Source organism: Companilactobacillus futsaii JCM 17355, assembly GCF_001435505.1.
GTDB classification, from domain to species: domain Bacteria; phylum Bacillota; class Bacilli; order Lactobacillales; family Lactobacillaceae; genus Companilactobacillus; species Companilactobacillus futsaii.
In genome coordinates this window covers 25,486-45,393 of sequence record NZ_AZDO01000011.1, presented here as the reverse complement: position 1 = coordinate 45,393, position 19,908 = coordinate 25,486, and the positions used below count along the sequence as shown (strand labels likewise).

Sequence of the window (19,908 nt, the reverse complement as noted above, 5' to 3'; positions counted from 1 at the left end):
ATGGAATATACTTTAGACTCAAGCCAAAATAAGGGAGCGGTAATTAAAGTTATCGGTGTCGGTGGTGCCGGCGGAAATGCTGTTAATCGAATGGTTGAAGCAGATATCAAAGGCGTTCAATTTATTGCTGCTAACACTGACGTTCAAGCTCTAGAAAATTCAAATGCTGAAACTAAGATTCAATTAGGACCTAAGTTAACTAGAGGGTTAGGTGCTGGTTCAAATCCTGAGGTTGGACAAAAAGCTGCTCAAGAAAGTGAAGAAGCCATTAAAGAAGCCCTTGAAGGTGCAGATATGATTTTTGTCACTGCCGGAATGGGTGGTGGAACTGGTACTGGTGCCGCTCCTATCGTAGCTAACATTGCTAAGGAAAGTGGTGCTTTGACAGTCGGCGTTGTAACACGTCCTTTTGCTTTTGAAGGTGCTAAGCGTTCACGTTTTGCCGCCGATGGAATCACTGAACTTAAAAAAGATGTTGATACCTTAGTTTTAATTTCTAACAGTAAGTTATTAGAAATTGTTGATAAGAAAACTCCAATGAATGAAGCTTTCAGTGTTGCTGATGACGTTTTACGTCAAGGTGTTCAAAGCATCTCTGATTTGATCACATCACCTGGTTTTGTTAACTTGGATTTTGCGGATGTTAAGACTGTTATGTCTGATCAAGGTTCTGCTTTGATGGGTATCGGTACAGCTAATGGTGAAAACAGAATTACTGAAGCTACTAAGAAAGCTATTTCTTCACCATTACTTGAAGTTTCAATTGACGGTGCTAAGCAAGTACTTCTTAATATTACTGGTGGACCAGACTTATCACTATTTGAAGCCCAAGATGCAGCGCAAATTGTTTCCGAACAAGCTACATCTGATGTTAATATAATCTTTGGTACTTCAATCGACGATACTTTAGGTGATCAAGTTAAGGTAACAGTTATTGCTACTGGTGTTGAAAGTGGCGACAAGAAAAAAGAACCAACTAGACGTCCTTTGCACAATCCAAGAGCTACTTTGGATAACAGCAAAAAACCAGATGAGCAAGTTCAATCAAGACCTCAAACTAAACCATCAAATGATCCCTTAGCGGATTGGGATATTAATCGTGATTCATCCAAGAGCAACAATGTTTCGGGTGAAAAAGGTGATTTTGAAATCTTCCAAAAACCTGAAACAATTGATTTAAGTGATGACGATGATGATTCAACTCCTCCAATTTTTAAGCGTCGTAACAAAAAATAAAAGGAGACTTTCCTATGGCATTTGAAAAGTTAGGCAGTTTTTTTGGCATCAATGATGAAGAAGACTTCGATGAAAAGAAGCCAGAAACACAACCAAGGCAAGAAAACTACGCAAATAACGAAAAGGTAGTATCTATGAGTACAGCTAGTGAAGCAAGAACTAAGCCCAATAGTAAAATTGCTATTTATCAACCTAGGGTTTACTCGGATGCGAAAGTTATCGCAAAGCAACTGTTGAACAATAAAGCAGTAATCGTCAATTTTACTAATGTCAATGATCAACAATCAAAACGGATCGTGGATTTTTTGACAGGAGCTATTTATGCCATTAATGGTGAAATTAAACGTGTCGGCGATAAAATTTTTCTTTGCACACCACCTAAGTTTGAAATCGACGGAAGCATACCAGATATAAACGAATAAAGTCGAGGAATGATATGGATCGAATTGTAAGTGGACTGCCGTTCATTATTAGTTTGGCTTTCGAATTGTATGAATTTATAATTTTTTTGTATTGTATAATGTCTTTTATACCTTCGCTATATAATTCAGCTTTTGGAAGTCTGATAGTTAGAGCAGTAGATCCATTCTTGAACTTAATTAGAAGATTTATTCCAACTAGTATAGGTTTTCTAGATTTTTCTCCAATAGTTGCACTGATATTAATTCGATTATTGCAGAAAGCGATATTTTTAATAATTTAACTATGGATAATAAAAATACAATCATTGGCGGCGGCTATTTTCGTCCAGAAGAAAAGCCGTTCATTGATAAAATAAGTGATATTTTATTAAAAGCTCAAACGATGTACACACCGCAATTGACTGAATTTTTGAATCTGCGCGAACAAACAATTTTAAATAACCTGATCAATAAGTATGATGACCTATATGTTCATTACTTCGGGGGTTTTAGAAATGCTGAAAGAGTCAGGGGAATAATTGCTCCTGACTATTTTGTACCACAAGATTCAGATTTTGAGATTGCGATGTATGAAATACGTTATCCAGAAAAATTTGCTAATTTACATCACGGTCAAATATTAGGCTCATTAACAGGATCAGGCGTAGAACGTGACCGTTTTGGAGACATAATTACCGATGGTGAGAATTGGCAATTTTTTGTATTTAATTCAATGAGCAGTTACATTGAAGAACAAGTGAAAAAAATTGGTCCTTACAAGATCCATTTGATTAAGAAAGATTTTTCTGAGGTCATTTTGCCGAAAGATGAGTCAATTGATGAAACAGTTCTTGTGCAGTCATTGCGCTTGGACTCAATAATTTCAACAGTCTATGACTTGTCACGACAGAGTTCTAAAGCCTTGGTCGATCATGGTAAGGTTCAAATCAATTGGGTCGTCAATAAGAATGCGTCTGCGTTTATTGCCATTACTGATACTCTTAGTGTTAGGGGCTTTGGTCGTATTCGAATCAATGATATTATGGGTCGATCAAAGAACAACAAGTATATTTTACTTGTTAATATCTTTAAGAAATAGGGGCGTGAAGTTATGGTATTGTCACCAGTAGAAATACATGATAAAGAATTTGATAGTAAATTTCGAGGCTATGACCGCGACCAAGTTGATAGTTTTTTGAAACAAGCAGCTCAAGACTATAATTTAGCTCTCCAAAAAAATGCTCAATTAGAAAAAGAGCTTAAGGAAACTTCAGAACAGTTAAAATACTTTACTGATATGAAGGATGCCTTGAATCAATCTATTTTGGTGGCTCAAGAAGCCGCTGAGAAGGTTAAAAATGAATCTGAACAAGAAGCCCAGATTATCGTTGAAGAGTCTCAGAAGAAGGCTCGGGACTTGTTAAATCAATCAACTGAAAAATCCAATCAAATTTTACAAGATGCTTCTGATCGTGCTAGACAAGTGACGATTGAGACTGACAATCTGAAAAAGAGTGTCAATTCATTCCGACAAGGACTACAAGGCATGTTGAAACAGCAATTGGATATGGTTGACAGTCCGGAATGGTCCAAACTTAACGACAGTACTTCTACTGACAAATTAAAACAAGAAGTTGGTGGCCATTCAGACGTTGATACGAGTGCCAATTACCAAAATAATCAACAAAAAAATTCACAAGATTATGAAAATAATCAAGAATCAGTTTTCAATTCGGATCAAATGAACTATAATGACAATTATCAGGATGACCAACCAGATGAAACATATACGATTAATCATCAACAAAATGAACCTACGTTCAATTTTTCAGATGATAAATCTGGTGATGATCCTAAAGAATAATAAGAGAACAAGTGCCTTTTGGATATTTTTTCAGCGAGCTAGTGTACGGTGTGAGTCTAGTAAAAATTAATTAAGGTATATCAACTCTTTGACAATTTATGTAATTTACCAATAGGTGGTATAGCGAGAACTCGTCCTAGATTGGATGGGTTCTTTTTATTTTCAGAAGGGGTGAAAAGATGCGAGTAAAAGATACTCTAAACTTGGGTAAAACTAAGTTTCCAATGCGTGGTAACCTTCCAAACAAAGAAGCGGAATGGGAAAAAGCTTGGGAAGAAAACAAAATTTATGAAAAGCGTCAAAAATTAAACGAAGGTAAACCAACTTTCGAACTATTGGATGGACCTCCATTCGCTAATGGTGACATTCACATGGGACATGCTTTGAACAAGATTTCTAAGGATATCATTGTTCGTTATAAGTCTATGAACGGATTCCGTTCACCTTACGTTCCTGGTTGGGATACTCATGGCCTTCCAATTGAACAACAACTTGCAAAAAAAGGCATTAAACGTAAGGAAATGTCAATGAGCGAATATCGTAAATTGTGTTACGAATTTGCTGAAGGTGAGATCAAGAAACAAATGGCTGGTTTCAAACGCCTAGGTGTTTCAGCCGATTGGGATCACCCATATATCACATATCAAAAAGAATTTGAAGAAGCCGAAGTTAAAGTCTTTGGTGAAATGGTTGACAAAGGTTATATCTACCGTGGTAAGAAACCTGTTTATTGGTCGCCATCTTCAGAATCAACTCTAGCTGAAGCTGAAGTTGAATATAAAGACATCAAATCACCTTCAATTTTCGTAGCTTTCAAAGTACGTGATGGTAAGGGCGTTGTTGATGCTGATGCTTCATTTATTATTTGGACAACTACTCCTTGGACAATTCCATCAAACAAGGCTATCTGTGTAAACCCTAAGTTTATCTATGCTGAAGTTGATGCTGATGGCAAGAAGTATGTCGTTGCTCAAGAAAGAATTCAATACGTTCAGGAAGAATTAGGTTGGAAGAACGTTGAAATCCTTAAGACATTCAAAGGTTCAGAATTAGAATACGTTACAGCAACACATCCATTCTACGATCAAGAATCACTTTTGATCTTAGGTAATCACGTAACACTAGACGATGGTACTGGCTTAGTTCATACAGCTCCTGGATTTGGTGCTGATGATTTTGTTGTTGGTATGAAATACAAGTTGCCAGTCTTTTCACCAATCGATGCTCAAGGTAAATTTACTGACGAAGTACCAGAATATCAAGGTGTCTTCTACGATGATGCTAACAAGTTGATCACAAAACGTATGGAAGAAAACGGCTCACTTTTGAAGTTAAGTTTCTTCACTCACAGTTATCCACATGATTGGCGTACTAAAAAACCGGTTATTTTTCGTGCTACACCACAATGGTTTGCTTCAATCGATAAGTTCAGACAACAAATCCTTGATGCTATTGAAAAGATTGACTTCAAGCCAGCTTGGGGTAAGACACGTCTTTACAATATGATTCGTGACCGTGGTGATTGGGTAATTTCCAGACAACGTGCTTGGGGTGTTCCACTACCAATTTTCTACGCTGAAAACGGCGATCCAATTATGACGAAAGAAACTGTTGACCACGTAGCTGAATTGTTCGGTAAATACGGTTCTAACGTTTGGTTTGAAAGAGATGCTAAGGATCTTCTTCCAGAAGGTTATACTAATGCCGGTTCACCAAATGGTAAGTTCACTAAGGAAACAGATATCTTGGACGTTTGGTTCGACTCTGGGACAGCTCATGCAGGAGTTGCTAGAACTCGTGATAATCTAACTTATCCAGCTGATTTAATTCTTGAAGGTTCTGATCAATATCGTGGTTGGTTCAACTCAATGCTAGTAACTTCTGTTGCAGCCTTTGGTGAAGCAGGATACAAAGCAATTCTTTCTCAAGGTTTCACTTTGGATAAGAATGGCGTTAAGATGAGTAAATCACTTGGTAACGTTATTGCTCCTAGTGACATTGAAAGACAATTCGGTGCTGAAATTATTCGTTTATGGGTTGCTTCAGTTGACTCAAGTTCTGATGTTTCAGTATCAGTTGACTCATTCAAACAAGTTTCTGAAACTTATCGTAAGATCAGAAATACTATCAGATTCATGTTAGCCAATACGACTGACTTTGACCCTAAGACTAACGGTGTTAGTTACGATGATCTTCGTCCAGAAGACAAGTACATCAAGGTTAAGTTGAACAACTTAGTTAAAGAAGTTCTAAGTGACTACGATAAGTATGATTTTGCTGACGTAGCTAAGAATGTCGTTAGTTTTATCGTTAATGAAATGTCTACTTTCTATCTAGACTTTGCTAAGGACGTTGTTTATATCGATGCTGAAGATGCACATTCACGTCGTTCAATGCAAACGGTCATCTATGAAACAGTTGTTAAATTGGCTAAGTTATTGACACCGATCCTTCCACATACAATGGAACAAGTTTGGGAATACCTTAAAGAACCAGAAGAATTCGTTCAATTAGCTGAAATGCCAGCTGTTGAAGAAATCCCTGATGAAGCAGAAATTCAAAAGGATTGGCAAGTATTCATGGACTTTAGAGATAACGTTTTGAAGTCACTTGAAGTTGCCCGTGCTGATAAATTAATTGGTAAATCACTTGAAGCTAAAGTTACCGTACATCCAAATGACGAACTAAAAACTGTTCTTGACAAGATCGACAGCAACTTTGGCCAATTGTTGATTGTTTCTCAATTTGAACTAGTTGATGCAACACCAGAAAATGCTGACAAGTATGATTTAGCTGATGTCTTAGTTCAAAAGGCAGAAGGCGAAGTTTGTCAAAGATGTCGTATGATCAAGACTGATGTTGGTAGTGATAATAATTATCCAACATTCTGTGCTAGATGTGCTAAAATTGTTGCTGAAGAATATCCAGAAACAAAAACTGAAGGCTTTGATGATTAGGAATGGTGAATAATGTTCACAGGAAAAATTGTAAGATTTAATAATAACCGTGGCTTTGGCTTTATAAATAATGGTGAGGAAGATATCTTTTTCTTTGCAGACTCAGTTCTCAATCGTGATGACTATTTCATCAAAGATGGTTTAGATGTCAGCTTTGAGATTGCACCAGGTTATAAAGGCCCTCAAGCGGTAAATGTTAATATCAAAGATGAAGAAAGCGCTGATTAGTGCTTTCTTTTTCTTTGGCAAGGTTGTAGACATTTCAATTTCTGGTAAAATATCTGCAAAAGGTAAGTATTATTTTAGTTGATTAATCAAGTCAGGAAGGTTTTGCAATGAAAAAAGAAGATTCAAGATATTATGAAGAAGTGGTTGCCAAGAAACAAATGTTTGGTGGCAAGATTTTTGACGTGAATGTCGAACAAGTTGTTTTGCCAAATGGTATTCCTGATATTCGTGAAGTTGTTGAACATCATGGTGCTGTGGCAATTATCCCATTCACTGACGATGGAAAAATGATTTTTGTTAGACAATGGCGGACACCGATGGGACAAGAAACATTGGAAATCCCAGCCGGAAAAATCGACTCAGATGAAGGTAGTGACTTAAAAGAAGTTGCTCTACGGGAAATGGATGAAGAATTAGGTTTAACTACTGACGATTTAACACAAGTTACTTCATTTTATTCTAGTCCTGGTTATTCAAATGAAAAATTGACAGTTTTTGTTGCGAAAAATCTCAAAAAAGTAGAATTCAAACGGCCACTTGATCCGGATGAATTTTTAAATGTTGAGAACTTAACTTTAGAAGAAGCTAAGGAACAAATTAAGTCTGGTGATATTTGCGATGCTAAAACTATTTATGCTATTACTTATTGGGAATTACTAAAAGCGAAGGAAAAATAAATGTTTTCAAAAGTAAGAGATTTTGTTAATTCTAAAGTTAAGAAAAACAATCATCCACAGACAGTTGTTCGTGCAGATCAAGTTGAAGCTCAGCAACAAAGAATTAAAGAACAGGAAAGACAACGAGCTGAAAAACAATATCAGCAACAACATCCAGAGCAAACTATACAAGAAAATATGGAATTATTTGAGTATAAGACAAATAAATTGAAAAAGAAATTGAATATTGCCATCATTACAGTATTCGGTCTAATTGTACTGGTATTTTTAATATTATTTTTTATTTAAGAGGAGTTAAAGTATGAAAATTGGCGTAATCGTCCCTATGGAAGAAGAAATCAAACTAATGAAGGAGTCTTTGACAGACATTCAAACAGTCACTGTTGCTGGAGTCGAATTTACTCTAGGCAGTTATAAGAATCATGAAGTATATTTGGCTCAAAGTGGCATTGGTAAAGTTCAAGCTGGTATGACAGCTACTTTGATGAATGATCGTTATCAACCAGATTTTGTCGTTAATACCGGTTCAGCTGGTGGTATCGGTGAAGGTTTGAGTGTTGGAGACGTCGTTATTTCTGACAAATTGGCTTATCATGATGTTGATGCAACTGGCTTTGGTTATAAAGTAGGACAACTTCCTCAAAAAGACCTTTATTTCAAGGCTGATCCTGATTACGTTAAAGCAATCGCAGCAGCTGCAAAGAGAACTGGCTTGACTAGTAAAATTGGTTTGATCGTTTCCGGAGACCAATTTGTTGACGGAAAAGAAAAAATTGCTACAATTAAAAAGTCGTTCCCAGATGCTTTGGCATCAGAAATGGAAGGCGCAGCTGTGGCTCAAGTCTGTGTTGAATTCAAAACACCATTCGTTGTTATTCGTTCAATGAGTGATGTGGGCGACGAAAATGCTAGTGTAAACTTTGACGAATTTGTTTTACAAGCCGGACGCAAATCAGTAACTATGTTATTGAACTTTTTAGACCAAGAATAGAGGGGATTTATTGTGGCATTTATTTATTTAGATAATGCTGCCACCACACCGATGGCTACACCTGTAGTCGATGTAATCAGTGAACAGATGGCTAATAATTTTGGTAATGCATCTGCTACCAATTATTTTGGTCGTCAAGCTCGAAAAGTTTTGGATGAAAGCCGGCATACGATTGCTCAAAGTCTCAACGCTAAAGACTCAGAAATTGTCTTTACTAGTGGTGGAACTGAGAGCGACAATACCGCTGTAATTCAAACAGCATTATCTAGACAAAAACTAGGAAAACATATCATAACGACTGAAATTGAACATGAAGCAATTCTTAAACCGTTAGCTTATTTAGAAACTTTAGGTTTTGAAGTAACTTATCTAAAGCCTAATGAACATGGTGAAGTGACTGCTCAACAAGTCAAAGATGCTTTACGTGACGATACGATCTTAGTAACGATCATGTACGGTAATAATGAAGTTGGTTCGATGAATCCAATTAAAGAAATTGGTGAAGTCTTAAAAGACCATCAAGCATATTTCCACACCGATGCTGTACAAGCATTTGGAATGGAAGATATTGATGTCAAAGGCCAACACATCGATATGTTATCGACTTCGGCTCATAAGATTAATGGACCGAAATTCATCGGCTTTTTGTATATCAATGATGATATTCATATTCCATCTTTTATTAAAGGTGGCGATCAAGAAACTAAACGTCGTGCGGGAACGGAAAATGTTCCTGCCATCGCTGGTTTTGCCAAAGCTGTTGAATTGATTACTCCGGAAGAAAAACAAGCTCGACAAGATCGTTATTTTGGATTTAAACAAACGATTCAAAAGGTCTTGACAGAGAATAAAATTGATTTTGACATCAATGGACCCAAAGATAAACATGCTTTAAATCACGTGATGAATTTGTATTTGCCAGGAATTGATCGTGGCGTCTTATTGACGAGATTAGATCTTGACGAAGTAGCAATTTCTGGAGGTTCTGCATGTACCGCGGGAAGTCTTGAACCATCGCATGTTTTAGTTGCCATGTATGGTGAAGACAGTCCAAAAATCAATGACTCAGTTAGAATCAGTTTTGGTAAAGACAATACTGAAGAAGAAGTAGTTGAATTTGCCAATAAACTAGTTAAAATCGTGCAAGACTTGACTAATTAGGCAATTTTATTCAAACTTATAATTAAGAGAAAATTTGATTATGAGGGATGATTATTATGGATAAACGCCAAGCTCAAGTACAAGGGGATCAAGAAGTTTATGAACTTAACCCCGAAGTAAAAAAATATTCACTATTAGATTCAGGCTTCATGGAAACAAATAAAGGTAGTTTTCGTTTGGAACACCCAATCAATGGGTCATCTCCATATGATGCTAGATATTATTTGCGTGCCGTGGTTAGCAAAAATCTAGACAGTTTGAAATTGTCGATCACTGATAAAAGTGGTATGCACAGTATCAATATGTTCAAAATTAAAGATACAGAAAAAGAAGTCAGTGACTATCGTTACTTGATGAACTTTTTGAAAGAAAAAAACGTATTAGTTAAATAAAATGAGGTTTTCAAATGGATAATAAGAAGAAGCGTGTTGTAGTAGGTATGAGTGGTGGCGTTGACTCGTCAGTTAGTGCACTTCTTTTGAAACAACAAGGCTATGAGGTTATCGGAGTTTTCATGAAGAACTGGGATGATTCTGATGACTCTGGTGTATGTACTGCTACCGAGGATTATGAGGATGTTGCTAAGGTTGCCAATAAGATTGGTATTCCTTATTACTCGGTTAATTTTGAAAAGGAATATTGGGACCGTGTGTTCGAGTATTTCCTGGCAGAATATCGTAAGGGTAGAACACCAAACCCTGATGTTATGTGTAACAAAGAAGTTAAGTTCAAGGCTTTCTTGGATTATGCTAACAAATTAAACGCTGATTACATCGCTATGGGTCACTATGCACAATCATTCCGTGATGACAACGGTGTGGTTCACTTGCTTCGTGGTGGCGATGCAAATAAGGATCAAACTTATTTCTTGAGTACTGTTCAACAAGAGCAATTACAAAAGGCTTTGTTCCCAATCGGTGGTATGCAAAAGTCAGAGGTTCGTCGTATTGCTGAAGAAGCTGGACTAGCCACTGCTAAGAAGAAAGACTCAACTGGTGTATGTTTCATCGGTGAGAGAAACTTCCGTCAATTCTTAAGTGAATTCTTGCCTGCACAACCTGGTAAGATGATGACACCAGATGGTGAGATCAAGGGTGATCATGCCGGTTTGATGTACTACACGATCGGTCAAAGACAAGGCCTAGGTATCGGTGGAAATGGTAAATCAAACGAGCCATGGTTTGTAGTTGGTAAGGACATGAGCAAGAACATTCTTTATGTCGACCAAGGATACGACAACCCAAGACTATATGCCGATCATTTGGACGCATCTGACTTGTCATTTATCACCGCTTTAGACTACGGTGATACTTTCCATGCCACAGCTAAGTTCAGATATCGCCAACAAGATACTGGTGTTACAGTTCACGTTTTAGGCGATGGTAAGGTCAATGTTGAGTTTGACAACCCAGTTCGTGCAATTACACCAGGACAAGAAGTTGTCTTCTATGACGGCGAGGAATGCCTAGGTGGCGCAACTATCGATTGTGCTTACATGGCAGAAAAGAAGTTACAATACATCTAAAAGTTACTGCGATTGATATTGACTGGAATAGCCAATATTGATCGCTTTTTTTTATTTTCAGTAAAATACGCTCTGGCTTGAAAAAATCTTCCAAAAAACCGATAATTAAAGGTAATTAACTTTGTAAGGTGAGAATAAAATGGAATTATATTTTGTCAGACACGGGAAGACCGAATGGAATCTAGAAGGAAAATATCAAGGTGGACACGGTGATTCACCACTTTTGCCAGAAAGTTTACATGATATTAGTTTACTGGCAAAAAGATTGCAGGATATAAATATCGACCACATGTATTCCAGTCCGTTGCCACGTGCTAAAACAACCGCCCAAACTTTGATCAAAGATTTAAATCGTCAAATACCGTTTGATGTCGTTGATGGTCTTAGAGAATTTGATTTAGGCATCATGGAAGGTCGTAAATTTTCTGAATTGGAAAATGAAATGCCAGAAGTGATTTATGCCTTTAGACATCAGCCCAAAGATTATGATTATGATTTAATCAAGGGTGAATCGTTCGAACAAGTTGCTAATAGAACTACAGCTGCTGTTGAAAAGATCGTTGCTCAAAATGATCCTGACAGTAATCTTGTCATCGTCAGTCATGGAGCTGCTTTAGTGACGTTGATCCAATCATTATTAGGAACTAAAATTTGTGACATTCGTAAAAATGGTGGTCTTTCCAATACTAGTCTGACTCATTTACAATACCAAGATGGCCAATTTAAATTAATCAAGTGGAATGAAACTAGTTATCTGGATAAACAATTAGATAGTTCAGATACTATTTGAGGTAATTATGAACAAACAAGCAGAAAAATTATTTAATCAAGGTGATAAAGAAGCTGCTGTTAAGTTGCTAGTAGCGGATCTGAATCAAAACCCAAAACAATTGCCTGAAATTTTACAATTATCGACGTATTTGGTCCAAGCTGGAGATTTAGAACAAGCTGAGGAATTATTAGCTCGTTCGTTAGAAATATTTAAAGACAATCAAGATTTACTTTATAATTTGGGTAATGTCTATTATTTAGCAGATAAGTATGATAAAGCTAACAATATTTTTCAAAAGTTAGTTAATAATGATTATGCTTTTGAAGCTTATTTCATGATGGCCAAAACTTTGGACCAACAAGGCAAGCGTCAATTAGCAATTATGTATGCTTTAACAGCGGTGGAAAAATCACCAAAGGATTTACAATCCAATGAATTACTAGCTGATTTATTGCTCGCTAACGGCAATTTTCAAGAGGCCTTGTCCTTTTATCAAACTGCCAATAAAATCCAACCAACGGCCAAATTTTACTTCAATATGGCTTTGTGTGCGATGAATCTCAAAAAGGATTATCAAAATTATTTGAAACAAGCTAAAAAATTAGATGAGAAGTATTATTTAAAGAATGAAAAAAAACTAGCTGATTTACAAGAATTCATTAAAAAACAAGGAGATAGCGATGACAGACAGTAATGAAACACCATATTTTTTAGGCACTGTCAAAGCTATCTTTTTTGAGAACCCAGAAAATCTCTACAAAATTTTTACAATTAAAATAAAAAAAACAAATACTGATTGGGATGCTAAAGATATTGTTGTGACAGGAAGCTTTGGCGAAATATCAGAAGAAGAAGAGTATCGTTTTGAGGGGCAAATTGTTGACCATCCTAAATATGGCAAACAATTTCAAGCCACTTCGTATCAAAGAAGTCGTCCTAATGGTCGAAAGGAACTAATTAGTTTTTTCTCCAGTGATGAGTTTCCTGGCATTGGAAAGAAAAAAGCTGAAAAAATCGTTGATGAATTAGGAAATGATGCTATTGATAAGATCATCAAAGATCCTCATGCTCTAGATTTCTTAAAATTAAGTGCTGAAAAAACGCAACAAATAATTGAACAGATTTCTAACAATCATCAAACAGAACAAGCTTTATATCAATTGAATAATTATGGTTTTGGGCCCACTTTGAGTGCTAGGATCTATCAAAAATATGGAGTCCAAACACTGAAAAAAATCCAAGCTGATCCCTACCAACTAGTTTTAGACGTTAAAGGTGTCGGTTTCAAACGAGCAGATGAGTTAGCTCGACGTTTAGGGATAACTGGCGATGACCCTAGAAGAATTAAAGGTGCATTGATTCAAATGACTAGCTCAATGATCAACGAAACCGGCGATACTTATGTCGATGGTCAGGAATTGATTAGACGAGTTATGGGCGTTTTACGTAATAATTCGACGGATGATTTATCAAAAAAACTAGTAGCAGGATTGCGCGATTTAGTTAAAAATGGTGTTTTACTAGTTGAAGATGGCAATGTTTATCAAAAAGATCTGTCTGATTCTGAGTGGTCGATTGCACAATCTTTAAAAATGATCACAGATACTTTTAAGGGCGTCTCTTGGAAAGAAAGAGAGATGAAAAAAGAGCTTAAAAAAATTGAGAAACAATTTAAAGTTAAATATGATGATTCTCAAGAAAAAGCTATTCGGCAATCTTTGACCCATCCAATTTTTCTTTTGACAGGTGGTCCGGGAACTGGTAAAACAACGATTATCAATGCAATTGTGGCTGCTTATGCAGAACTAAATGATATGCCGCTTGATCCAAATTCAGATGATTATGCAATCGCTTTGGCTGCTCCAACCGGTCGTGCCGCTAAACATATGAGCGAAGCTACGGGGTTACCGGCTATGACGATCCATCGTTTATTAGGTCTTACTGGGACTGAAGATGATGAATATGCTGAACCTAGTTTGGATTGTAAATTGTTGATCATTGATGAGATGTCGATGGTTGATACTAAACTGTTTAAAGTATTGATAACAGCAGTACAACCTGGAACGCAGATCGTTTTAGTAGGTGATCGCGATCAATTACCTTCGGTTGGACCGGGACAAGTATTTGCCGACTTGATTAATAGTGACGCTTTTCCTACAACAATTTTAAAAAATATTCACCGTCAAGATGAAAATTCAACGATTATTCAATTAGCTCATGATATAAATGAAGGGATTGTCGTTGATGGTATTTTTCAAAATAGGGCCGATCGTAGTTTTATTAACTGTGACAGCCGTAACGTTCCAAATGTTTTATCACAGATTATTTCAAAATCAAGTGAGCGTGGCTTTGATATTGCTGATGTGCAAGTTTTAGCACCGATGTATCGTGGTCAAGCTGGGATCGATAATTTAAACTATGTGATTCAAAACGTCGTTAATCCAATGAAGCCAAAAAGAAAAGAAGTTTCGATGGGAAATGTTAAATATCGAATTAATGATAAAGTGGTTTACTTAGTCAATACGCCTGAAGATAACGTGTTCAATGGCGAAATCGGTAAAATTGTGGGAATCATCCTCGCTAAAGAAAATACTGACCACGTGGATCAGTTAGTGATCGATTTTGATGGAAATGAAGTTACTTTGAATCGCAAAGATTGGACTAATATATCATTAGCTTACTGTACATCAATTCATAAATCTCAAGGTTCAGAATTTGAAATGGTAATTCTGCCACTAGTTAATGAAGAATCCAGAATGTTACGCCGTAATTTGTTGTATACAGCAGTAACACGTGCTAAGAGATTATTGATTATGGTAGGCGATAGGTCAACTTTTGAGCGTTCAATCAAAGACCAGTCGAGTGAACGTCAAACCACTTTGAAACAAAGGATTTTTACAACATTTAAGATTAAAGGACCAGATACACCACCAAAAGAAACACAAGAACAAGCGCTAATCGATTATCGTTTGACTTTAGACATGATAATGAACAATGCGATTGATCCGATGATTGGTATGGAACATATAACTCCTCAAGATTTTTTGGAGAAAAAATAACCTCGTTAGAGTGCAATGAAACAATGCATTCTAGCGAGGTTTTTGTGTAGGGATTATTTGATTGGTAGCCAAAAGGGATGGTGACTGATTTCAAAATTAAAATTAAATTCATGCTGATCTAATTCTTCGCCATCCATCTGTCCGTATTGATTCGTCTGGTTATGAAGAGAAAACTGACCACCCTCAATATGCCAAACGTTTTTATCTTGTAGGTGAGAACCGTTAGTCAATAATTTGCTGAACAATTTGATAAAAGTCATGCCAGTGATTTTTTTGACAACGATCAAATTCAAATGGTGATTGAAAGGCGTGGCAGTTGGATCAATTGCAAAGCCACCACCAAAATAAGGATGATTCGTAGCAACCACAATATAAGCAGAATCAAAATGTTTTTGGTGATTTTTATAAGCAACATCTAAACCAAAGGCCGGTTGTTTTTTGATAACTTTTAGTAAATTAGTGAAGTAAGATAATGTCCCCAAATGTAATTTATTGAGAAAGTCTTTTCGTTCAGAATGATTTGTATAATAAACCGTTCGAGCATCAAAACCGATGCCAATATTATTGATAAAATAATGAGAAAAATCGTTGTTATAAGCTTTACCCACATCAAATATCTGAGGCTGTTTCATTGAGAGAATGGCTTGTAACAAAATCACAGGATCTTTGATCTTTAATTTGATGCCACGACAAAAATCATTGCCAGAACCACCAGGAATATATCCTAAAGCGGTATTCGGGTAATTGGATTGTTTGACGCCATTAACGGCTTGATTTAATGTTCCATCTCCACCAATAACAATGATTTTACTGTTATTTGGATGATTAGCTAACTGTTTGGCAATTCTTACTCCGTCACCATCTTTTAGAGTTTTGTGTATCTCATAATTGAGATTATTCTTTTCTAGAAATTTTATTACTTTATGACAGGCAGAAATTGCTAAACCATTACCAGCGTGGTGATTTAAAATTATTTCGATTTTTGTAGTTTTACTCATTTGAATACCCTTAAATAAAAAAAGTAGATCAAATGATCTACTTAGATTGAAGTTCCAATTAACATTGGCAAGATAACAGGATTTCTAGCTGTACGCTTGTACAAGAATTCTTGTAATCCTTCAATGATGATGCGTTTTAATGTTGCTTCAGTAACTTTTTCATTTTCATCGTCAAAAGCATTTTTAATCAAATGGAAAACACGCTTTTGTGCTTGATTGATCAATTCACCTGACTCACGCATATAAACAAAACCACGTGAAAGAATGTCAGGACCAGCTAAGACAATGTGTTTTTGATAATCGATCGTAGCAACGACAACGACCATTCCTTCTTCTGAAAGAACTTGACGATCGTGGATAACAACATTTCCGATATCGCCAACGCCTTTACCATCGACGTAGACATCTCCAGCAGGGAAGTGTCCAGCTACACGTGCTGTGTCTTTGGTCAAGGCTAAAACATCACCGTTTTCCAAAAGGAAGGAGTGATCTTGTGGTACGTCGCACAATTCAGCTAATTCTGTGTGAATCTTTAACATTCTGTACTCACCGTGAATTGGCATAAAGAACTTAGGCTTCATTAGACGAAGCATCAATTCCTGTTCTTCTTGGCCACCGTGACCAGAAGCATGGATATTGTTGACTTTACCATGAATAACCTCAGCACCAGCTTCTGAAAGTTGATTGATTAAATGGTTAACACTGATCGTATTACCAGGGATAGGATTACTTGAGAAAATAACCGTGTCACCTGGTTGAATAGTAATTTGTCGGTGAGTACCATTGGCAATTCTACTCAAAGCAGCTAATGGTTCACCTTGTGATCCAGTACATAGGATCAAAGTTTCAGATGCTGGAGTTTGGTTCAAAGCATGAGGATCGATTAACATACTATCAGGAATATTCAAATATCCTAGTTCACGACCATTTTCAATGGCTTGCTCCATACTTCGACCGAAGACGGCAATTTTTCGGTTCTGTTGCATCGCTGCATCGACCGCTTGAGAAATACGATAAATGTTAGAAGCAAAAGTAGCAAAGATGATCCGTCCTTGAATTGTTTCAAAGATTTGATGGATTGTTAATCCAACAGACCGTTCCGATTTAGAAAAAGTAGGTATTTCTGCATTAGTACTATCAGATAGTAAACATAAAACACCTTTAGCTCCAAGTGCAGCCATTTTTTGTAAATTAGGTGATGGCAATCCAGCAACTGGTGTCAAGTCAAACTTGTAATCACCAGTTTCAACAATAATTCCCTGAGGGGTATGAACAGCGATACCTAAGGTATCAGGAATTGAGTGAGTCGTTCTAAAGAATGAAACACTAGTCTTTGGGAATTTGATGACGTCATCTTCATGTAAGACGTGCATTTCGGTTGTTCTTAATAGACCATGTTCTTCCAATTTACCTTTAATTAATGCACAAGCTAATGGACCGGCATAAATTGGGATGTTAGGAAGCTGTTGAAGGAGATAAGGGATACCACCAATATGGTCTTCGTGACCGTGAGTGATAAATAAACCCTTGATCTTATCCTTATTTTCTACTAAGTAGCTGTAATCAGAAATGACATAGTCAATTCCGAGAAGTTCATCTTCTGGAAACTTGATTCCGGCATCAATAACGATCAATTCGTCTTGATATTGAACTCCATACATATTTTTACCGATCTCGCCAAGGCCCCCGATGGCAAAGACGGCAACTTCATTATTTTTAACTTTAAAGGACATTAACTAAAACTCCGTTAATTTAAAGTCAGGGCTCTTTTTCTCGTATTCGAGATGTTTTTCATCGAGCTCCTGAATAAATTCGATGTCATAGTCAGTGTTATCTTCTACTGCTTGACGTACTTCAATACTTGAAGCAGCGTCCATATAGAGTGAATGTGTAAATTCACGACGGGGGTTGTCTAGTTCACTTGTTTGATACAAAACTTTATAAATCAATATATAATTCTCCTTTAATCAAATTGAATGAAACAAGTCAGTCTCATTCGGTAATTCTTTTCCAGTCCATTTGTGCACTATTCAATAGATAGCACAATTCTACCATAATAAGTTATCTAAGTATACTGAACTACCATTACGAAATGACTACAGTACTTGGATCTAATTCAAATGGGGCAGTCTTACTAATCTTATCGTAATATAAGTGACCATTTAAGTGATCTATTTCGTGTTGACAAACGATAGCAGGGTAGTCTTTGACACGCATAGTTTGTGAGTTGCCTTCGAAGTCATCATATTTGATAGTGATACGGTCAGCACGTGGTACGAATCCAGGAACATCTTTATCAACTGATAGGCAGCCTTCACCTTCAGATAAAGCAGCCTTTTGCACGGAGTTTCTGATGATAACTGGATTGATCAAAGTCATCTTGAGAAGTGGCTTGTCAGGATCTTCTTCATTAGGAACCAAAACAGAAGCCATCATCTTTGAAACGCCAACTTGAGGTGCAGCCAAACCAACTCCAGCTCTTAATTGATGTTTTTCAGCATATTCTTCGTCTTGACTCTTAACGAGGTATTCCATCATATTAGCCGCTAAAGCTTTATCTTCTTCACTTAGTGGGAATTGAACCTTTTCTGCAACTTTTCTTAAAACGGGATCGCCATCACGGACGATATCTTTCATAAAATACATAGTTTCCTCCAAATGTTAAATTGTACAAAATTACCTTAGTATATCTATTATAGATTATTTTTCTTAAAAAAAAGAAGTAAATGAAAAATTTTTTTAGAAAAGAAAGTAAGTAAGCGCAACCATTTTAAAGGATTTTACTAGGTCATTTCTTTGTTATAACAACTACCATAATGCTAAAATGATAAATGTACATGTTACCGATTTCATATTGGTACATAAATAAAAAGATGGCTGGAGGTTTTGTTAATGAAGCTAATTGATTTTGGCGTCAGGGAAGATGAAAAGAAATATATTCAAGAATGGTCTAAGACTAACAATATTGAAGTAAAAATCGTGACTGATTTGTTAACGCCAGAAACAGTCAAAATGGCACAAGGATATGATGGGATCGTTGCTTATCAACAATTACCATATGATGAAAAAATTTTTGATACGATGAACGATTTTGGAATTCACGTTTTGTCGTTGCGCAATGTTGGGGTGGACAATATTCCATTTGAGGCTCTAAAGAGAAATAACATTCGACTAACTAATGTTCCAAGCTATTCGCCAGAAGCTATCGCTGAATATTCAGTTGCAGGATTGATGGCATTATTACGTAATTTTAAACATATGATCAGAAAAGTTGATCAACATGATTTCAGATGGGCACCAGATATTGGCCGTGAGTTGAATCAATTAACAGTCGGGGTGGCAGGTACCGGCAGAATTGGTCGAGCAGCTATAAAAATTTATCAAGGATTTGGTGCAAAAATCATTGCATATGATAAATTTCACAATCCAGAAATTGAAAAACAGGGTCTATATGTTGATGATTTAGATACTTTATTAAAAGAATCCGATGTAGTAACTCTACATATTCCAAGCCTTGGCAAAGGTCACACGGTTATCAATAAAGATACGATTGCTGAAATGAAAGACGATGCTATCGTAGTTAACTCAGCTCGTGGAGATTTGATCAACACCACTGATCTCTATGACGCAATTGCAAATGGAAAGCTTTACGGTGCAGTTTTGGATGTTTATGAGAACGAAGTCGGTGTATTTAACACTGATTTAAGCGATGAAGAATTCACCGATAAACTTCTAGAAAGAGTAATTAAGAGCAATCGAATTATTTTAACGCCTCATATTGCCTTTTATACAACAAAAGCTGTAAAAAATATGGCGACTGTTTCTTTAAATTCAATGGTCAGTGAATTAAAGGATGGAAGCTCTGAAAATGAAATAAATTTGGATAAATAGTTACGATTTTCACAAACTAATGAAAAAATAATTTGGATTTTTTTTGTGCCAAGAACGTTGAAACTACTTGTTTTTTGACAGATCAATGTTAGACTAAAATTATATGAAAGCCCTTACAAACATTCACAAGGGATGAGTTTTTTATGAA

The 19,908-nt window shown here is 36.4% G+C and carries 21 protein-coding genes; 17 read left to right on the top strand and 4 right to left on the bottom strand.

Features of this window, described 5'->3' with window-relative positions; all coding sequences use genetic code 11:
• The 16 genes from ftsZ to recD2 all read left to right on the top strand — a co-directional run bounded on the left by ftsZ (window position 1) and on the right by recD2 (window position 14,871).
• Complete coding sequence (gene ftsZ / locus FC88_RS01380; RefSeq protein ID WP_057812030.1) at window positions 1-1,236, top strand: cell division protein FtsZ; 1,236 nt, start codon at window positions 1-3, stop codon at window positions 1,234-1,236.
• Window positions 1,237-1,250: 14 nt separating this feature from the next.
• Window positions 1,251-1,658, top strand: a complete 408-nt coding sequence (locus FC88_RS01375) for a cell division protein SepF (RefSeq protein ID WP_057812029.1) — start codon at window positions 1,251-1,253, stop codon at window positions 1,656-1,658.
• Window positions 1,659-1,672: 14 nt separating this feature from the next.
• Complete coding sequence (locus FC88_RS01370) at window positions 1,673-1,939, top strand: YggT family protein (protein WP_057812027.1); 267 nt, start codon at window positions 1,673-1,675, stop codon at window positions 1,937-1,939.
• 2 nt (window positions 1,940-1,941) lie between these two features.
• Window positions 1,942-2,736, top strand: coding sequence for a YlmH family RNA-binding protein (locus FC88_RS01365; RefSeq protein WP_057812025.1), 795 nt, complete (start codon window positions 1,942-1,944; stop codon window positions 2,734-2,736).
• 12 nt (window positions 2,737-2,748) lie between these two features.
• On the top strand, window positions 2,749-3,501 hold the full coding sequence (locus FC88_RS01360) for a DivIVA domain-containing protein (protein WP_057812023.1): 753 nt from the start codon (window positions 2,749-2,751) through the stop codon (window positions 3,499-3,501).
• A 179-nt stretch (window positions 3,502-3,680) separates the two neighbouring features.
• On the top strand, window positions 3,681-6,458 hold the full coding sequence (gene ileS / locus FC88_RS01355; protein WP_057812020.1) for an isoleucine--tRNA ligase: 2,778 nt from the start codon (window positions 3,681-3,683) through the stop codon (window positions 6,456-6,458).
• Window positions 6,459-6,470: 12 nt separating this feature from the next.
• Window positions 6,471-6,686: a cold-shock protein gene (locus FC88_RS01350; protein ID WP_057812017.1), complete on the top strand. Its 216-nt coding sequence runs from the start codon at window positions 6,471-6,473 to the stop codon at window positions 6,684-6,686.
• A 107-nt stretch (window positions 6,687-6,793) separates the two neighbouring features.
• Window positions 6,794-7,363, top strand: a complete 570-nt coding sequence (locus tag FC88_RS01345) for an NUDIX hydrolase (protein ID WP_057812015.1) — start codon at window positions 6,794-6,796, stop codon at window positions 7,361-7,363.
• Window positions 7,364-7,651 (top strand): hypothetical protein, encoded by a 288-nt coding sequence (locus tag FC88_RS01340; protein ID WP_057812013.1) that lies wholly within the window; start codon window positions 7,364-7,366, stop codon window positions 7,649-7,651.
• A 13-nt stretch (window positions 7,652-7,664) separates the two neighbouring features.
• A complete protein-coding gene (locus FC88_RS01335) occupies window positions 7,665-8,354 on the top strand; it encodes a 5'-methylthioadenosine/adenosylhomocysteine nucleosidase (RefSeq protein ID WP_057812012.1) in 690 nt (229 codons plus the stop codon).
• A 12-nt stretch (window positions 8,355-8,366) separates the two neighbouring features.
• Entirely contained in the window at window positions 8,367-9,515 is a 1,149-nt protein-coding gene (locus FC88_RS01330; RefSeq protein WP_057812011.1) for a cysteine desulfurase family protein, read from the top strand.
• A gap of 56 nt (window positions 9,516-9,571) precedes the next feature.
• The gene (locus FC88_RS01325) at window positions 9,572-9,907 is read left to right on the top strand and encodes a hypothetical protein (RefSeq protein WP_057812010.1); all 336 of its coding nucleotides are present in this window, start codon (window positions 9,572-9,574) and stop codon (window positions 9,905-9,907) included.
• 14 nt (window positions 9,908-9,921) lie between these two features.
• Window positions 9,922-11,040 carry a tRNA 2-thiouridine(34) synthase MnmA gene (gene mnmA / locus FC88_RS01320; RefSeq protein ID WP_057812009.1) on the top strand — a complete coding sequence of 373 codons (1,119 nt, stop codon included), beginning with the start codon at window positions 9,922-9,924 and terminating at the stop codon, window positions 11,038-11,040.
• A gap of 139 nt (window positions 11,041-11,179) precedes the next feature.
• Window positions 11,180-11,830, top strand: a complete 651-nt coding sequence (locus FC88_RS01315; RefSeq protein WP_057812008.1) for a histidine phosphatase family protein — start codon at window positions 11,180-11,182, stop codon at window positions 11,828-11,830.
• A 7-nt stretch (window positions 11,831-11,837) separates the two neighbouring features.
• A complete protein-coding gene (locus FC88_RS01310) occupies window positions 11,838-12,506 on the top strand; it encodes a tetratricopeptide repeat protein (RefSeq protein ID WP_057812007.1) in 669 nt (222 codons plus the stop codon).
• Entirely contained in the window at window positions 12,493-14,871 is a 2,379-nt protein-coding gene (gene recD2 / locus FC88_RS01305; RefSeq protein WP_057812006.1) for an SF1B family DNA helicase RecD2, read from the top strand. The genes FC88_RS01310 and recD2 overlap by 14 nt, the downstream gene beginning before the upstream one ends.
• Window positions 14,872-14,924: 53 nt before the next feature.
• Here recD2 and FC88_RS01300 read toward each other — a convergent pair whose 3' ends face one another.
• The 4 genes from FC88_RS01300 to def form a co-directional block, all read right to left on the bottom strand.
• Window positions 14,925-15,869: a diacylglycerol/lipid kinase family protein gene (locus FC88_RS01300; RefSeq protein ID WP_057812005.1), complete on the bottom strand. Its 945-nt coding sequence runs from the start codon at window positions 15,867-15,869 to the stop codon at window positions 14,925-14,927.
• A gap of 41 nt (window positions 15,870-15,910) precedes the next feature.
• Window positions 15,911-17,602 carry a ribonuclease J1 gene (gene rnjA, locus FC88_RS01295; RefSeq protein WP_057812004.1) on the bottom strand — a complete coding sequence of 564 codons (1,692 nt, stop codon included), beginning with the start codon at window positions 17,600-17,602 and terminating at the stop codon, window positions 15,911-15,913.
• A gap of 3 nt (window positions 17,603-17,605) precedes the next feature.
• Window positions 17,606-17,818, bottom strand: coding sequence for a DNA-directed RNA polymerase subunit epsilon (locus FC88_RS01290; RefSeq protein WP_010020092.1), 213 nt, complete (start codon window positions 17,816-17,818; stop codon window positions 17,606-17,608).
• A gap of 136 nt (window positions 17,819-17,954) precedes the next feature.
• On the bottom strand, window positions 17,955-18,515 hold the full coding sequence (gene def / locus FC88_RS01285) for a peptide deformylase (protein WP_057812003.1): 561 nt from the start codon (window positions 18,513-18,515) through the stop codon (window positions 17,955-17,957).
• 246 nt (window positions 18,516-18,761) lie between these two features.
• Here def and FC88_RS01280 point away from each other — a divergent pair, with 246 nt between their 5' ends.
• Window positions 18,762-19,760 carry a D-2-hydroxyacid dehydrogenase gene (locus FC88_RS01280; RefSeq protein WP_057812002.1) on the top strand — a complete coding sequence of 333 codons (999 nt, stop codon included), beginning with the start codon at window positions 18,762-18,764 and terminating at the stop codon, window positions 19,758-19,760.
• Window positions 19,761-19,908 lie beyond the last annotated feature (148 nt).

Coding starts and splice junctions, on each gene's coding strand:
- rnjA (WP_057812004.1), bottom strand. CDS start 17,602: ATGTCCTTTAAAGTTAAAAATAATGAAGTTGCCGTCTTTGCCATCGGG.
- FC88_RS01375 (WP_057812029.1), top strand. CDS start 1,251: ATGGCATTTGAAAAGTTAGGCAGTTTTTTTGGCATCAATGATGAAGAA.
- ftsZ (WP_057812030.1), top strand. CDS start 1: ATGGAATATACTTTAGACTCAAGCCAAAATAAGGGAGCGGTAATTAAA.
- mnmA (WP_057812009.1), top strand. CDS start 9,922: ATGGATAATAAGAAGAAGCGTGTTGTAGTAGGTATGAGTGGTGGCGTT.
- ileS (WP_057812020.1), top strand. CDS start 3,681: ATGCGAGTAAAAGATACTCTAAACTTGGGTAAAACTAAGTTTCCAATG.
- FC88_RS01340 (WP_057812013.1), top strand. CDS start 7,364: ATGTTTTCAAAAGTAAGAGATTTTGTTAATTCTAAAGTTAAGAAAAAC.
- FC88_RS01345 (WP_057812015.1), top strand. CDS start 6,794: ATGAAAAAAGAAGATTCAAGATATTATGAAGAAGTGGTTGCCAAGAAA.
- FC88_RS01300 (WP_057812005.1), bottom strand. CDS start 15,869: ATGAGTAAAACTACAAAAATCGAAATAATTTTAAATCACCACGCTGGT.
- FC88_RS01370 (WP_057812027.1), top strand. CDS start 1,673: ATGGATCGAATTGTAAGTGGACTGCCGTTCATTATTAGTTTGGCTTTC.
- FC88_RS01280 (WP_057812002.1), top strand. CDS start 18,762: ATGAAGCTAATTGATTTTGGCGTCAGGGAAGATGAAAAGAAATATATT.
- FC88_RS01360 (WP_057812023.1), top strand. CDS start 2,749: ATGGTATTGTCACCAGTAGAAATACATGATAAAGAATTTGATAGTAAA.
- FC88_RS01310 (WP_057812007.1), top strand. CDS start 11,838: ATGAACAAACAAGCAGAAAAATTATTTAATCAAGGTGATAAAGAAGCT.
- FC88_RS01350 (WP_057812017.1), top strand. CDS start 6,471: ATGTTCACAGGAAAAATTGTAAGATTTAATAATAACCGTGGCTTTGGC.
- def (WP_057812003.1), bottom strand. CDS start 18,515: ATGTATTTTATGAAAGATATCGTCCGTGATGGCGATCCCGTTTTAAGA.
- FC88_RS01325 (WP_057812010.1), top strand. CDS start 9,572: ATGGATAAACGCCAAGCTCAAGTACAAGGGGATCAAGAAGTTTATGAA.
- FC88_RS01315 (WP_057812008.1), top strand. CDS start 11,180: ATGGAATTATATTTTGTCAGACACGGGAAGACCGAATGGAATCTAGAA.
- FC88_RS01335 (WP_057812012.1), top strand. CDS start 7,665: ATGAAAATTGGCGTAATCGTCCCTATGGAAGAAGAAATCAAACTAATG.
- recD2 (WP_057812006.1), top strand. CDS start 12,493: ATGACAGACAGTAATGAAACACCATATTTTTTAGGCACTGTCAAAGCT.
- FC88_RS01365 (WP_057812025.1), top strand. CDS start 1,942: ATGGATAATAAAAATACAATCATTGGCGGCGGCTATTTTCGTCCAGAA.